This is a genomic window from Pseudomonadota bacterium (assembly GCA_030859565.1).
GTDB lineage: Bacteria > Pseudomonadota > Gammaproteobacteria > JACCXJ01 > JACCXJ01 > USCg-Taylor.
Genome location: JALZJW010000105.1, coordinates 1 through 13,818 on the forward strand (window position 1 = coordinate 1; position 13,818 = coordinate 13,818).

General features: G+C 59.5%; 16 protein-coding genes and 5 pseudogenes. 13 read left to right on the forward strand and 8 right to left on the reverse strand.

All coding sequences use genetic code 11. From position 1 onward, the window contains the following. Positions 1–440: MMPL family transporter (locus tag M3436_14700; protein MDQ3565321.1), on the forward strand; the 440-nt coding region annotated here is incomplete at its 5' end. Positions 441–520: 80 nt separating this feature from the next. On the opposite strand, the gene M3436_14705 is transcribed toward M3436_14700, so the two are convergent. Continuing rightward, positions 521–970 carry a PIN domain-containing protein gene (locus M3436_14705; protein ID MDQ3565322.1) on the reverse strand — a complete coding sequence of 150 codons (450 nt, stop codon included), beginning with the start codon at positions 968–970 and terminating at the stop codon, positions 521–523. Further along, positions 967–1,209: a type II toxin-antitoxin system prevent-host-death family antitoxin gene (locus M3436_14710; GenBank protein ID MDQ3565323.1), complete on the reverse strand. Its 243-nt coding sequence runs from the start codon at positions 1,207–1,209 to the stop codon at positions 967–969. The genes M3436_14705 and M3436_14710 overlap by 4 nt, the downstream gene beginning before the upstream one ends. A gap of 181 nt (positions 1,210–1,390) precedes the next feature. Here M3436_14710 and M3436_14715 point away from each other — a divergent pair, with 181 nt between their 5' ends. Next, entirely contained in the window at positions 1,391–1,840 is a 450-nt protein-coding gene (locus M3436_14715; GenBank protein MDQ3565324.1) for an MMPL family transporter, read from the forward strand. A gap of 44 nt (positions 1,841–1,884) precedes the next feature. Here M3436_14715 and M3436_14720 read toward each other — a convergent pair whose 3' ends face one another. Together M3436_14720 and M3436_14725 are read right to left on the reverse strand one after the other, a co-directional pair. Next, positions 1,885–2,160, reverse strand: coding sequence for a PIN domain-containing protein (locus tag M3436_14720; protein ID MDQ3565325.1), 276 nt, complete (start codon positions 2,158–2,160; stop codon positions 1,885–1,887). Positions 2,161–2,285: 125 nt separating this feature from the next. Then, positions 2,286–2,534, reverse strand: a complete 249-nt coding sequence (locus M3436_14725; protein ID MDQ3565326.1) for a hypothetical protein — start codon at positions 2,532–2,534, stop codon at positions 2,286–2,288. Positions 2,535–2,627: 93 nt separating this feature from the next. Between M3436_14725 and M3436_14730 the strand changes: the two genes are divergently transcribed. The 4 genes and pseudogenes from M3436_14730 to M3436_14745 all read left to right on the forward strand — a co-directional run bounded on the left by M3436_14730 (position 2,628) and on the right by M3436_14745 (position 5,328). Next, positions 2,628–2,921, forward strand: coding sequence for a hypothetical protein (locus M3436_14730; GenBank protein ID MDQ3565327.1), 294 nt, complete (start codon positions 2,628–2,630; stop codon positions 2,919–2,921). Between the two features lie 72 nt (positions 2,922–2,993). After that, positions 2,994–3,083: a K(+)-transporting ATPase subunit F gene (gene kdpF, locus M3436_14735; protein MDQ3565328.1), complete on the forward strand. Its 90-nt coding sequence runs from the start codon at positions 2,994–2,996 to the stop codon at positions 3,081–3,083. Then, positions 3,084–4,862, forward strand: coding sequence for a potassium-transporting ATPase subunit KdpA (gene kdpA / locus M3436_14740; protein MDQ3565329.1), 1,779 nt, complete (start codon positions 3,084–3,086; stop codon positions 4,860–4,862). A 13-nt stretch (positions 4,863–4,875) separates the two neighbouring features. Further along, positions 4,876–5,328, forward strand: a pseudogene (locus tag M3436_14745) (potassium-transporting ATPase subunit B). A 24-nt stretch (positions 5,329–5,352) separates the two neighbouring features. Here M3436_14745 and M3436_14750 read toward each other — a convergent pair. Then, positions 5,353–5,616: pseudogene (locus M3436_14750) on the reverse strand (IS110 family transposase). Positions 5,617–5,772: 156 nt separating this feature from the next. On the opposite strand from M3436_14750, the gene M3436_14755 reads away from it, so the two are divergent. Then, positions 5,773–6,246 carry a hypothetical protein gene (locus tag M3436_14755; protein MDQ3565330.1) on the forward strand — a complete coding sequence of 158 codons (474 nt, stop codon included), beginning with the start codon at positions 5,773–5,775 and terminating at the stop codon, positions 6,244–6,246. A gap of 34 nt (positions 6,247–6,280) precedes the next feature. Continuing rightward, positions 6,281–7,480, forward strand: a complete 1,200-nt coding sequence (locus M3436_14760) for a hypothetical protein (GenBank protein ID MDQ3565331.1) — start codon at positions 6,281–6,283, stop codon at positions 7,478–7,480. 100 nt (positions 7,481–7,580) lie between these two features. Here M3436_14760 and M3436_14765 read toward each other — a convergent pair. Further along, positions 7,581–7,823: pseudogene (locus tag M3436_14765) on the reverse strand (transposase). A gap of 121 nt (positions 7,824–7,944) precedes the next feature. Here M3436_14765 and M3436_14770 point away from each other — a divergent pair. From M3436_14770 to M3436_14790, 5 genes are all read left to right on the forward strand, one after another. Then, positions 7,945–8,646, forward strand: coding sequence for a hypothetical protein (locus tag M3436_14770; GenBank protein ID MDQ3565332.1), 702 nt, complete (start codon positions 7,945–7,947; stop codon positions 8,644–8,646). After that, positions 8,631–9,293, forward strand: coding sequence for a DUF4118 domain-containing protein (locus tag M3436_14775; protein MDQ3565333.1), 663 nt, complete (start codon positions 8,631–8,633; stop codon positions 9,291–9,293). The genes M3436_14770 and M3436_14775 overlap by 16 nt, the downstream gene beginning before the upstream one ends. 37 nt (positions 9,294–9,330) lie before the next feature. Continuing rightward, entirely contained in the window at positions 9,331–9,552 is a 222-nt protein-coding gene (locus M3436_14780; GenBank protein MDQ3565334.1) for a hypothetical protein, read from the forward strand. Positions 9,553–9,969: 417 nt separating this feature from the next. Next, positions 9,970–10,806, forward strand: a complete 837-nt coding sequence (locus tag M3436_14785) for a hypothetical protein (protein ID MDQ3565335.1) — start codon at positions 9,970–9,972, stop codon at positions 10,804–10,806. Positions 10,807–11,069: 263 nt separating this feature from the next. Next, the gene (locus M3436_14790) at positions 11,070–13,286 is read left to right on the forward strand and encodes a hypothetical protein (GenBank protein MDQ3565336.1); all 2,217 of its coding nucleotides are present in this window, start codon (positions 11,070–11,072) and stop codon (positions 13,284–13,286) included. Between the two features lie 141 nt (positions 13,287–13,427). Here the strand turns inward: M3436_14790 and M3436_14795 are convergent. Then, positions 13,428–13,505, reverse strand: a pseudogene (locus M3436_14795) (Maf family protein). 192 nt (positions 13,506–13,697) lie between these two features. Further along, a pseudogene (locus tag M3436_14800) lies at positions 13,698–13,818 on the reverse strand (IS1595 family transposase).

Below are 13,818 nucleotides of genomic sequence, written 5' to 3' on the forward strand. Positions count from 1 at the left end.
TCCCGTCGATCTTCGCCATCCTGGTGATGTTCCTGTTCATGCGCGCTACCGGCCTGATGCTGAACATCGCCACTATCCTTATCGCCTCGACCGTGCTGGGCGCGTCGGTGAACGATCAGATCCACTTCTTCTACCACTACCTCGAGGGGCGGCGGGACGGCACGGTCGAGCAGGCGATGCGGCACACGCTGCAGGTGGCCGGGCGCGCCATCCTCTTCGCCACGCTGATCAACGCCGGCGGCTTCCTCGCCTTCATGCTGGCCGAGCTGCCGCCGATGCGCGAGTTCGGCTTGCTCGCTGCGCTCGCCTTCCTGCTCTCGATGCTGGCCGACTTCACCGCCCTGCCGTCGGCGCTGTGGATCCTGTTCGGCGCCCGGCCCGACGCCGACCCGCCGGCGGGTCGCAGGCCAGCGGGCCCGCCTCCTCGATCAGACCCTTGAGCAGCGCCCGGTCGTCCCGGCGCAGCGCGGTCGGGTGAGGGAAGCCCCGGGCCGTGCCCGTCCTGCTTATGACCATGCTATTAACGGGCCTCCAAAACCCGTTGAAGCAGCGGGTGCGCAGGTGCCGCGTAGGGATTGACCACCGTGACGCCGCGCCAAACAAAGCCTGGCTGCAAATCCTCGGTAAGCAATAGGCGGCATTGGCATTCGGCGGCGACCGAGAGGATCAGGGCGTCCCAGATCTGCAAGGCGTGGGTGCTCGCCAGATCCAGCGCGGATTGAAACGCGGTCCAGGTAGAATCGGCCACGACAAAGGTGTCCGACCATTCCAGGATCGCCGCCCGTGCGGCCCGAGATTCGCGCCTGGCCTTAGCCGTGAGCACCCGGTATAGCTCGCCCAAGCTTTGGGCGGGCAACACCACACTGTCCACGGGTAGCGCGGCGATCAGTTCGAGCGACGCTACAAAGCGCGCCTCCTCCCCCACGCCTTCGGCATAGGCAAGGATATTGGTATCGAGCGCGAGCCTCAAGCGAGGTCCTCGTAGAGTTCCGCGCGCGTCCAGGCGCGTTGGCCGGTGGCGGGTTGGGTCCGTAGACGTTGCAGCAGGGTTTGCCGGGCGGAGCGGCGCAGGGGTTCATCGCGGGGCAAGGCGCCAATGGCGGCCACGGGTTTGCCGCGCGAGGTCACAATAACGGTCTCGCCCTTAGCGACCTCGCGCAGCACACTGGAGAAATGCCGGTTGGCGTCACCGGCGGAGATAATCTTCATGTGCATCGTTCCCTAAGTAGTGTTCAGCACTACTTTAACGAAGCCAGGTCGCCTGGTCAATCACCTGATGCATTCAGCGACGTGATCGACAAGGTGAGCGGCAGTTTCTGCCCTGCGCCGGGCGCCACAGGCGGGGCAAAACCCGGCGGTCGAGAGCCTCGCCATCGACCTCGCACGGCTGATGGCGATCATCCCGTCGATCTTCGCCATCCTGGTGATGTTCCTGTTCATGCGCGCTACCGGCCTGATGTTGAACATCGCCACCATCTTGATCGCCTCGACCGTGCTGGGCGCGTCGGTGAACGATCAGATCCACTTCTTCTACCACTACATCGAGGGGCGGCGGGACGGCACGGTCGAGCAGGCGATGCGGCACACGCTACAGGCAGCCGGGCGCGCCATCCTCTTCGCCACGCTGATCAACGCCGGCGGCTTCCTCGCCTTCATGCTGGCCGAGCTGCCGCCGATGCGCGAGTTCGGCTTGCTCGCCGCGCTCGCCTTCCTGCTCTCGATGCTGGCCGATTTCACCGCCCTGCCGGCGGCGCTGTGGATCCTGTTCCGCGCCCGGCCCGACGCAGACCCGCCGGCGTCTCGCGGGCCACCGGGCCCGCCTCCTCGATCAGATCTTTGAGCAGCGCCTGGATAGGCAGGCATCGGGTTGCCCGTTACAGTGACTCAGGGCTTGATTTGGATCACATCCATCCCGATACCAGAAAAATGTTCCAGCCGACGGTCGTTGGTCAGAAATCGATCGCAACAGCTTGTGACGGATGCGGCGAGGTGGATGGCATCGGGTGTCTTGAATCCATATCGCGCCCGGATGTCAGTCGCCAAAGCGAGTACCGGGCGCGTCAGTGCAACGCATTCGTTGAGAGCTTCCTCGAAGAACCGGTCATAGTCTCCGAGCAAATCGGCATCGTTGTCACGGAGCGGTTTTACGCGGCACTCCATACGAGTCAGGTCGCTGGCGACGAGTACGGCACCCGTGGTAGAAAAGCGTTAGTCGACGAGGGCCGCAAATCCAGGCAACTGCTCGACGGCATAGATAACGGGTGCGGCATCCAGATAGATACGCACTATTCCTCCCAGCTCTCCCGTTCCCGTTGCAGGTATTCATCGACCGCTTCGCGGGTTCTCGGCTGATGGCCTCGCCGAGCTTGCCGCTCACGGATCACCGCCATGACGTCTCGGTAGGGTCGGTGAGCCGAAGTCGAGAGAGGCTCGACCACCAATCGCACCCGTTCCGGCGGCAGCGGCAGATCTTCGTCCAGTGTCACGGTGCGTGCATCGGTCATTCTTCCGGTCACGATATAAGCATTTTGCATGATTGCTTCTCGCCACGAGTATTTCGATGCTTCAATTCTAACGCGCGTAAGGCGTAAAAGTAGAGCGGAAGCCGCTTTTTGGCGTTCCGCCGTATGGCTGCCCGCCGAAGCGGCGTGCTCTCGATGCTGGCCGATTTCACCGCCCTGCCGGCGGCGCTGTGGATCCTGTTCCGCGCCCGGCCCGACGCGACCCCCCCCCGGCGGGTCGCGGGCCGCCGGGCCGCCCTCCTCGATCAGACCCTTAAGCAGCGCCTGGGGGTCCGGGCGTTTACACCATTTTTATACCCTAGCCCCTATTCTTTTCACCGATTTGGTGCCCAAGTTGGTAGTCTTCGCGCCGTGTCATTCAAGCCGGAGGACCTATGGATATCGTCTGGTGTGCGTTGATCAGCGCGTTCTTTCTTTTAACCGTTGCGCTTGCAGTCGGTTGCGAGCGGCTGATGCCTCGGAGGAAATGATATGAGTGCGATCTATGTTATCGGTGCCGTGGTCGCGGTGCTGTTACTGGGCTACATCGTCTACGCGCTCGTTAAGGCGGAGGATCTCTAAATGACCGCCCAATCCTGGTTGCTGTTGGCGGTTTACCTGGTCATGCTGTTGGCGGCGGTCAAGCCGCTCGGCCTGTACATGGCCAAATTGATGGGAGCGCCGCGCTGGCAGCCGCTCGCGCGGCTCGAGAAGGGCGTGTTCCGCTTGTGCGGCATCAAAGACGAAATGAACTGGCGTGAGTACGCACTGGCTGTGTTGGTGTTCAGCCTGGTGGGATTCATCGTGGTATACGCACTGCAGCGCCTGCAGTTGTGGCTGCCGCTCAATCCGCAGCAGATGCCGAACGTCACCCCGGACTCGAGCTTCAACACCGCCATCAGCTTCGTGACCAACGCCAACTGGCAGGGCTACGGCGGCGAGGCGACGATGAGCTATCTTACCCAGATGCTTGGCCTGGCGGTGCAGAACTTCGTCTCGGCCGCGGCCGGCATCGCCGTGGTGTTCGCCCCGATCCGCGGGTTCGCGCGTCACTCAATGCAGACCATCGGTAACTTCTGGGCCGATCTCTATCGCACCACGGTCTACCTGCTGTTACCGCTGTCATTTGTCTTGGCGTTGGTATTGGTGAGCCAGGGCGTCGTCCAGAACTTCTCCGCCTACCAGGAAGTCACCACGATCGAACCGACGACCTACGACGCCTCCGGGCAGCCGGTGAAGGACGCCGCGGGCCAGCCGGTCAGTGAAACCCTGACAACAACCAAGCAGACCCTGCCGATGGGGCCGGCCGGCTCGCAGATCGCCATCAAGCAGCTCGGCACCAACGGCGGCGGCTTCTTCAACGTCAACTCCGCGCATCCGTACGAGAACCCGACGCCGTTGTCCAATTTCCTGGAAGTGCTGGCGATACTGCTGATCCCGGCGGCGTTGTGTTACACCTTCGGCAAAGCGGTGGGCGATACCCGTCAAGGCTGGGCGGTGCTGGCGGCGATGACGGTGATCTTCGTCGGCGCCGCGATCGCGGCCATGACGTTCGAGCAACAGGGTAACCCGAAATTCGCGGCGCTCGGTGTGGATAGCCAGGCCTCCGACACGCAATCGGGCGGCAACATGGAAGGCAAGGAGACCCGCTACGGCATCGGCGCCTCGGCGCTGTGGGCGGTGGCGACCACCGCCGCCTCCAACGGGTCGGTAAATTCCATGCACGATTCCTACACGCCGCTCGGCGGTCTCGTGCCGATGTGGATGATGCAACTGGGCGAGGTCGTGTTCGGCGGCGTCGGTTCGGGTCTCTACGGCATGCTGGTGTTCGCGCTCATGGCGGTGTTCGTCGCCGGGCTGATGATCGGCCGCACGCCGGAATATCTCGGCAAGAAGATAGAAGCCTTCGACATGAAGATGGTGTCGATCGCGATCCTGATGACGCCGGCGCTGGTGCTGCTCGGCACGGCGATCGCGGTGATGGCCAGTGCCGGCAAGTCGACGATTTTCAATCCGGGTGCGCACGGCTTTTCGGAAGTCCTGTATGCCTTTTCCTCAGCGGCCAACAACAACGGCAGCGCCTTCGCGGGCTTGGGCGCCAACACACCCTTCTACAACGGCTGGCTCGGGCTCACCATGTGGTTCGGACGCTTCGCCGTGATCGTGCCGGTACTGGCGATTGCCGGCTCGCTCGCGGCGAAGAAACGACTGGCGTACGGACCCGGCACCATGCCTACGCACGGGCCGCTGTTCGTGGGACTCTTGGTCGGCACGGTACTACTGGTGGGCGCGCTAACCTATATCCCGGCCCTGGCCCTCGGGCCGGTGGTTGAGCATCTAATCCTGTGGGCCGGAAACTGAGGTGACCAATATGATGACAAAAAGACATTCCATGTTCGATCCGACCCTGGTCACGCCGGCCCTGGTCGGCACGTTGCGCAAGCTGGACCCGCGGGTTCAGTTCAAGAACCCGGTGATGTTCATCGTCTTCATCGGCAGCCTGCTCACCACCGGGTTGTGGGTGCAGGCGCTCGGTGGTCAGGGCGAAGCACCGGCGTGGTTCATCGGCGTCACGACCCTGTGGCTGTGGTTCACGGTGCTGTTCGCCAATTTCGCCGAGGCGCTGGCCGAGGGCCGGAGCCGAGCCCAGGCCGCGGCGCTGCGCCGTGCCAAGAAGTTCGTGGTGGCCAAGAAGCTGCGCGAGCCGCGCCATGGCGCCACGGTGGATCTGTTGCCGGGCGCGGACCTGCGGCGCGGCAACGTGGTGCTGGCCGAGGCCGGCGACATGATCCCGGCCGACGGCGAGGTCATCGAGGGCGTCGCGTCCACGAGAGCGCCATCACCGGCGAGTCATGTAAAGCGCGTGGCTCAACACAAAGGCAATGCCCTGCTGACGGCAGAGATCGGCGATCCAATACCAGGTGAAGATGCACTCGACGGCGACCGCCAGGTCTTCCTGGTAGGGCTAAATCACGACCAAGAACGCCTGGCGAGAGGTTTTCATGTTTTGATGTACCAGGGTATTGCCTTCGTTATCGAGGATACAGACGTACATTGAGCGCGCGTGTAAATCGATACCACAGTAATACTTGTGTTGTTCGGTATAGAATTTCATTTGGCCTCCTCCTTCGCATTAAGTGAAACCACTTGTGGGATGGCAGGGTTATCCTACGAAGCCCGAAAGTCGCGGGAGGGGGGCCTCAATTAGTATCAAACCGCTCCAGCGGACCGGCCAAAAAGCGGCCGGTCGCTGAGATCTCCATTAGGGCTCATGGAAATACCAGACCAGCAGTTTTCCGAGGACCTCATGCGAGAGGATGACGTGGGTTTGGTGCTGAAAGGCCATCTTCATGTCGAGCATCAACTGATAGAACTGATATCAATGTCTCTTCCATTCAAGGAGCGATGCGATTGGTCAAGGATTGGGTATCGAGGAAAAATTGAGCTTGCGCTTTCGTGTGGCCTTCCAAACGACATGAGACTACCGTTGAAGAGGATCGGGACTTTGAGAAACAACTTTGCCCACGACCTCGGTGCGAACATTGAAAAGAAGAAGGTGATGGACATCTACAACGGCTTGTCTGAGCGGCTCCGAGAAGGCATTAAGGCTTATGTGGCAACTGGGAGGCAAGGTACATTCAATCCGTCTGAATTGGCGGAAAGAGATCTCCTGGTTCTGCTTTTCGTGGTCTTCCGTCAGGCGATTCGGGCAGCCAGCTTGACCCTGCAAGGGGCCGAGCCCTAACAACCATTCAACACGGACGTGCCAACAAAAAGCCATGGCACTTGTGTCCCACGTACTCGGCGACTGCCCTGGCTGTGGCCACAAGGACTACTTCGGCAACGTCGACGTCTTCGGCGGCAAGTACGTCTACCTGGGCTGCAAGTCTTGCCGCTATTCCGAACGCGTGCCGCTACCGAAGCTGCGTAAGAAGATTCTGTACCTGGACCAGTTCTTCTTCTCCCACGCGTTCCGCGGGGAGGAGAAGCGTTTTCTCGACGCTGCGGCTCGAATCGAACGAGCCACGTCGCTGCAACTGCTCGTAGTCCCGTACTCGTCCATACACAAAGACGAAACCCACCAATGGTCGCGCCGCGATGAACTGTTCAAATTCATCAAGGCCACCTCTCGCGGTCACTCGTTCATCGCGGCATTCAAGGTAGATCGCATCCAGCTTATCAAGGCATTTAGGGCTTGGCTTGCACACGCGCCGGCTGCGTACGAACTAGCTGAAAGCGACGTGCTGCGAAATGACGTCCATGGTTGGGATAGTTCCTTCCGTATTGAGGTTGGGCAATACACCAGAGATATCGAACTAATCCGAGAATTAAAAGGCAAATCCATTGAAAGCCTGGTCGGCTTTTTCGACGATTGGCGAACCCTGACCACGACCTTTGAGCGAGATGTTGAGGATGAGTACAGCATTTCCGGGAAAAGGTACATCGACTTCTACCTTGACTACGTAGCCCGCATCGCTGCCGGCGACTACGAGGCACAGTTCAATGCACCGGTCGCATCAACTGTGGTGGAAACAATGCTGCGTGTCACTCCGACCGATGTTCCAAACGACCAGCGTCAACGTCTCTGCGCCATGTTCCTTATGCAGTCGGAGCACTTCAAAGAGACTCCGCACCACAAGCTGTCGGCCCGTATTTATGGAACCTTGAAGGACATGGTCAAAAGGGGCGCCTATACGAACAAAGAGCGTGCGCTGAAGCGCCTTGCTGGCTTCTTCTACGACGTCAGCCACATATCCACCTACGCGCCCTACTGCGATGCCTTCGTGATGGATACGCCGATGGCGGAACTTGTGGCCAAGCCCACAGTGGCCTTGGAGCAGACCTACGGAACCAAGGTCTTCAGCTTGAACAACTGGGACGACTTGCTTGCGTGGCTCGATGGCCTCGCCGAAGGGATGACAGAAGAGCATAAGGCCGGGCTTGCCATCGCCTATCCGCGACGCTTCTCGCGCGGTTAACCTTCATTCCAGAAGACCGTCTTCGGCGTCCGCTGATTTGAAATACTGAGTGTCTGAATTCGGGCTAGTTGAGCAACCGCTCAGGGTCGGAAGCCAAAATTCAAACTAAGACACTACCCGCTGGAGCACTCGCTTGCAATTGAACCAAAATGCTTCTACGGTTGACCAGTTCCGGCAGGGTTTGCGGCGCTGTCTGGGTAGCGATCGCGAGCAAGGTTTGGAATGCCGCCATCGGCGTGTTGCGCCGGTTGAAGGGAAATACAAACTCGTCCGAATAGCTCTGGAGATACTTCGCCTCAATGCCGTGATGCGTTCCGTTGAGCCAGGTCTTGAGGTTGCTAAAGCCGCCATCGGCGCGGGACGGTACGACGGCGGCGGGATGTGCGGCGCGATCAGCGAGCGGCCGCGCCGCGCTTGCCGCGGACCCGAGCGACTCGCTCGCCGGATGTACCGAGGCGAACGAGGTGGTGCTGGTCGACCTGCCGCCGGACGATCTGCTGGTGCGGCTGCGCGAGGGCAAGGTCTATCTGCCGGAGCAGGCCGAGCGCGCGATCCAGAACTTTTTCCGCAAGGGAAATCTGATCGCGCTGCGCGAGCTGGCGCTGCGACTGACTGCCGACCGCGTCGACGATCAGATGCGGGCATTCCGCCGCACCACCACGGAAGCACGGGTCTGGCACACACGCGACACCCTGCTCGCCTGCATCGGTCCGAGTGACGTGGACGAAAAGGTGGTGCGCACGGCGGCGCGTCTGGCCGCCAAGCTCGACAGCGCCTGGCACGCCGTATACGTGGAAACCCCCGAGCTGCAACGCCTGCCGGAGCCACGGCGGCGCGCCATACTTAAAACGCTGAAGCTCGCCCAGGATCTGGGAGCGGAAACGGCCACCCTCCCGGCGCAGGATGAGGTCGAGGCTCTGCTCGATTACGCGCGGCGCAACAATCTCGGCCGGATCGTCGTGGGGCGCAGCACGCGCGCGCGGCTCCGCTGGTGGGAACGACAGCCGTTCAGCCAGCGCCTTGGCACGAAAGCGCCCGACATCGATTTCCTGACTGTGGCGCGAGAGGAAGATCGCGCGCGCCGTGAGACCAGCGCTGAGGTGGAGCCGCGCGAGGACGGCAAACGTGCGACGCGCCTTTTTTTGGTTCTTTGTACGCCACGCTGACCTGCACCGCGATCACGCTGTTCGCGACGCCGCTGCGGCATTACTTCGATCTCGCCAACATCGTGATGCTGTTCCTGCTCGGCGTGGTGTTCATCGCCTACCGGTTCGGGCGCGGCCCGGTGGCGCTTGCCGCCGTGCTAGGCGTCGCCTCGTTTGACTTCTTCTTTGTGCCGCCGCGGCTCACCTTCGCGGTCAGCAATGTACAGTACCTGTTCACGTTTACAGTCATGTTGATTGTCGGTCTGGTAACCGGACATCTCACCGCCGGGTTGCGCTATCAAGCGCGGGTGGCAGGCTATCGCGAAGAGCGTGCCCGCAGCCTAAGCGAGATGGCCAAGTCGCTGTCCTCGGCCTTGGTCGAGACACAGGTGGTCGAGATCAGCGATAAGTTCGTGGAGTCGAGTTTCCGCGCCAAGGCAGCGATCCTGCTGCCCGATCTGTCCGGCAAGCTGGAAGTGCCGGCCGCGCATGGCGCAGTGCCGGCCTACGACTTGGCGGTGGCGCAGTGGTGCTACGACAAGAACGAGCCGGCCGGAGCGGCACCGACACACTGCCGGCGAATTCGCAGCTCTATCTGCCGCTCAAGGCGCCCATGCGGGTGCGTGGCGTGCTGGTGGTCGAGCCGAGCAAAGCGCGCCTGCTCATGATCCCCGAGCAACGCCGCTGCTCGACACCTTCGCGGCGTTGGCCGCGATCGCGCTCGAACGCATCCATTTTGTATCGGTCGCCCAGGACACGCTGATCAAGATGGAATCCGAGCGGCTGCGGAACACGCTGTTGGCGGCGCTCTCCCACGACCTGCGCATCTACATGGGGCACCTGCGGCAAAAACGCGAAGATGATCCGGGACGGGCCAAGCAACTGATCACTGAGACAGGCATCGGCTACCGATTCGTCCCTGCCTGATTCCCAATCGTGTGTCCGGTATGAGGTGCCCGGCTTTGAGAAAAGATTCGGCATCGGGGAGCAAGGTCAGTTTCTCGCGCTCGCGCGAGACGGCAAACGGTCCTGAAATTTGGTACCTCGGGCCGATGAAAGCCAGGCCCAGGGAAGGGCCTGCTTGGCGCGCCGAGGATGCAATGGCCCGAAAATTCCGCGGTTCTGGACCGAGATTCGCGTGATTGACAATTCCAAGGTCCATCAGTACTGTTTCTTTCGACGAAAAAGGGCGTTTATTCTTCCTATACCCATGCGATCGATTCGGCCGGGCTCGCGGCCTTGGCGCTATTCACCTATTACACCCACAGCCTTCGAGCATGCGGGGATGAAGGTCAGCTTCGACCTCTTGGGTTTCTAAACTCACCGCAGGTAAGGAGATCGGAAATGGCGATTGAGCAGTTCATCGGTTTGAAAAAGAGACCATGTCGTTGCCTTTCAAAACGTCACGCCTATTTTGTAGGTCTCGCGTTCGCGCTGACGGGCATGCGTTCACATGCTATCGATACTGGGCCAGGAGTTTTCAGCTTCAGTACCGGTTTCGACTTCAGCTCAGGAGACTACGGAGATACTGAAGACACGGATATCTGGTATGTCCCGTTTTTGTTCAGATACGAATGGTTTCCTCTGACCGCCCGCTTAACCGTGCCCTATTTGGAGATCACCGGGCCCGGTGGCGTGGTGGTCGGCGACGGTAGACCACTCGTCGTAGGACCGACGTCCGCTCCTAGAACCACAGAAACCGGCATCGGTGATGTGGTGGCAAGCGTTATGTATAGCTTCGAACCACCGCCGACCAGCCTTATCCCCTTCATTGATCTTACTTTTAAGGTCAAATTTCCTACCGCCGATGAAAGCCGCGGTTTGGGAACAGGTTCCTATGACTACATCTTCCAAGCGGATGTCTCCGAAAGCTTTGGCATGCTCACCCCGCTTGCCGGGTTTGGGTACAAACTTAAAGGTGATGCGCCTGGAGTTCCTCTGGATAACGTATTCTTTGCCTTTGGCGGCTTAGCATACAAATTCACCGATCAGCTAACGAGCGGTGCGTTTTTGGACTGGCAGGAGAATGCTTCAGCCGCGGCGGACGATGCACTCGAGTTCTCGCCCTATTTCACGTGGAAATTCAATCCGACCTGGTCGTTCACCGGTTATGGGGTGGTCGGTTTTACGGACGGCAGTCCGGATGAAGGGGGCGGAGTGCAAATTAAATATACACCCTGAGCCCGGCGCGCCGAGCCACGTTCCGGCAGCGGCATCTGTTCCCAAAAAAACGCCTTTGCTCTTTTCACCTCGAGAAGAGCTAGGGATTCAGGGACTCAGCGTGTCGGAGTTCTCTGATGTCCAATTCTAAATAGTCGTTCATCTATCCGCCGGAAGAAAGAAACCGCTTGCGCCTATGTCAATAATAGAAGAAGCTACGTTCGGAGGGGGTGATGGGTGCAATTGCACCCGGGTAGAGCATCATTGTCGGAAGGAGTAGGTCTATGGCTACGGTTGCCCCCAATTTTTTTGCTCTTGCCGATCGGCATACGCTTGAGAAAGATTCTTATCCGGGCGAGGAATTGCTTTGGTACCGCGTGACAAAGGTTGCGGGCCAAAACCCGGACACTATCACCTATTTCTGCGAGCATCAAAAAGAAAATAGACCGGCTGTCCTCAAAGAGTACTTCCCAGCGCGGCTTGCACGGCGCGGGGCTGATGGGATGGTCGTTTTGTGTCACGACTCGTCCATCGCAGATTTTAATCGCGGGTTGGAAATTTTTATCGGTGAAGCTGAAAACCTCGAGCGATTAAATCATCCCAACATCGCCAAAGTACTTGACGTCTTCGAAACCAACGGCACGGGCTACATGGCCCGAGGCTACGAACAAGGACGAACCCTAGAGGAAATGCTGGCGAGGCGCGTGACTTTCGGAGAGTCCGAGCTGCGGGAAATATTGCGTTGTATCCTTGAGGGATTGGCGGAGATCCATAAGTTCAAGCTGAGTTGTCGCGATATGGGTGCCGCGAATATCGTTGTTAGGCCAGATGGCAGCGCGGTATTACTCGTTAGCGTCGCGGTAATCGGATCGATCGCGCATAGACCGTTGTGGATGCATGTGAGTTCGTTAGGTAAGGTCGAACAAATTGATCCCTGGGCGGATATTCGTGCCGTGGGCGCGATTTTATTCAGCGCCATCAGTGGCTCAGTCAGCACAGCCGGTGGGGCGAGAATCAAAGATGCGGATACAGGATCGGTGGGTATCTCTATCCCGGCCGTCGAAGCGGGGCGCGGACGGTATTCGCAACAATTCCTGCAGCTTGTAGACCACCTCCTTCAACCGGATCCGGCAAGGCGCGCACAGTACCCGGGAAAGTGGTACCAAGAGCTCGCTCTTGGAAATGTGAAAAGCGGCAAGATTCAAAAAGCCGCGAAACCATCGAGCTTTGAGCAGCAGGGTGTGCGATGGTTGCACGAAAACGCATCGCTTAGGGAATTACCCCGAGAGGCTGTGGCGCTATACACAAGGCACGGCCGCCTTTTCGCCGCGGCCTCCGCATATCTTGCGCGGATGAAGCTACGTGAACACTTAGGTGGTCACGTATTAGCGGTTACGGCAGTGCTTATCGCGTTTTCCGTCGCCTTGATTCCATCGATCGATCGATATCGAACAGATACCGAAAAGCGACGGACGGACAGCAACTTCCTGCCGGCATACGACGCTGAGATGAATTGGGGGATCAAGATCCCCATCTTTTACGGTCTTCCGCCTGAGAGCAACACTAATGAAGATATCGTTCTTCAATGGATGTCAATGGGGCAACCCCCGCACCAGTCGGATGTTCTTCCTCCTTTGCAAGCATTGCCCGTGCTCAACCAAAATCGGGTATTCAATAGCCCGAAACATAGCGGAAATATTCAATATTCCGCTGAGAGAGGACGCGTCGATCCGCTCGCAGGACACGATGCACGCGAGTCTGCGGAGCCAGCGAATGGGCGGGACCGTATAGAGCGTTTGGAACGGCCCGAGAGCCTAGAAATTGCGGTGCATGCGAAACGCGCGGCGAGCCGTAATTCGAGGGAATCTGTAGTGAAGTTCGCCTCGCAAACGAGGCCCGCAGAGCACCCTCAACCCTCCCATAACGCACATCGTTTCGATCAACTAAAACCACTCAAACGAGATGACGGCACCGAAAAGCATGACCAGAGCTTCGAGAGCCAGGCAGCGGCCAGGTTAATCGAGCATCGGGATTCACGTCTGGATAAGATCGAACAGACGGGTCGGATGATACGGCCGGAGAAGGTCGATCAGGGAGGACGCGCAGAGCGATCAGAGCCGATCGAGACGCCGACGGAAAGAACCGAACGGCCCGAGGCCGCACGATTGGGCCGGCCTGAGCGTAGCGAGCGGATTGAACGTACGGAACGGTCCGAGCGTAGCGAGCGGGTTAAACTAGAACGACCTGAGCGCAGCGAGCGGGTTGAGCGGGTTACACTAGAACGACCTGAGCGCAGCGAGCGGTTCGAGCGGGTTAAACTAGAACGACCTGAGCGCAGCGAACGGTTCGAGCGGGTTAAACTAGAACGACCTGAGCGCAGCGAACGGTTCGAGCGGGTTAAACTAGAACGACCCGAGCGTAGAGAACGATTCGAGCGGGCGGAGCGGCCAGAGCGTAGAGAACGGTTCGAACGAGCGGAACGGCCTGAGCGTAGAGAATGAGTCGCGCCAGCGTGCTCAGAATAAGCCCTGGGTTTCTTTGAAAGTTTCAATCGACTTGAAATTCCAAGTGACAATTATATTCGCGTCGACTGTGGCAGGCTCCCGGAAAGTCGCCCCGGTAGCCAAAACTCCGATATCGACCGTCATTAACAGAGCGGCAGTCTCACAGAGCGGCAGCCCCATGACGCCGGAACAGCTGCCTTCGATGCGTTCGATGAAGGCTTCGGCGAGTGATTCGTCCCTGCCTGATCCTCATCGGACTTCTGGTCCATAAACCGACCGGTTTCGGTATCGAGCTTTACCCAAGAATCAGTCTTGGGGTTGCAAGTCTGCGAACGACCGGTAACGGCACCTGGCCAGGCTCGGTGCAGGTTTGTCCATGGACGCACTGGTGGCCAAGATGGACTGGTCGCGCTTTTTGCGGACCTCAACGGCACCTGTGACGTAGGTCTTGTGGTGAACGCCGCGGCCTTTGCCCCGCGTCTTGCCGCCGACGAGCGTCTCGTCCACCTCGACCGGCCACTCTGCACCA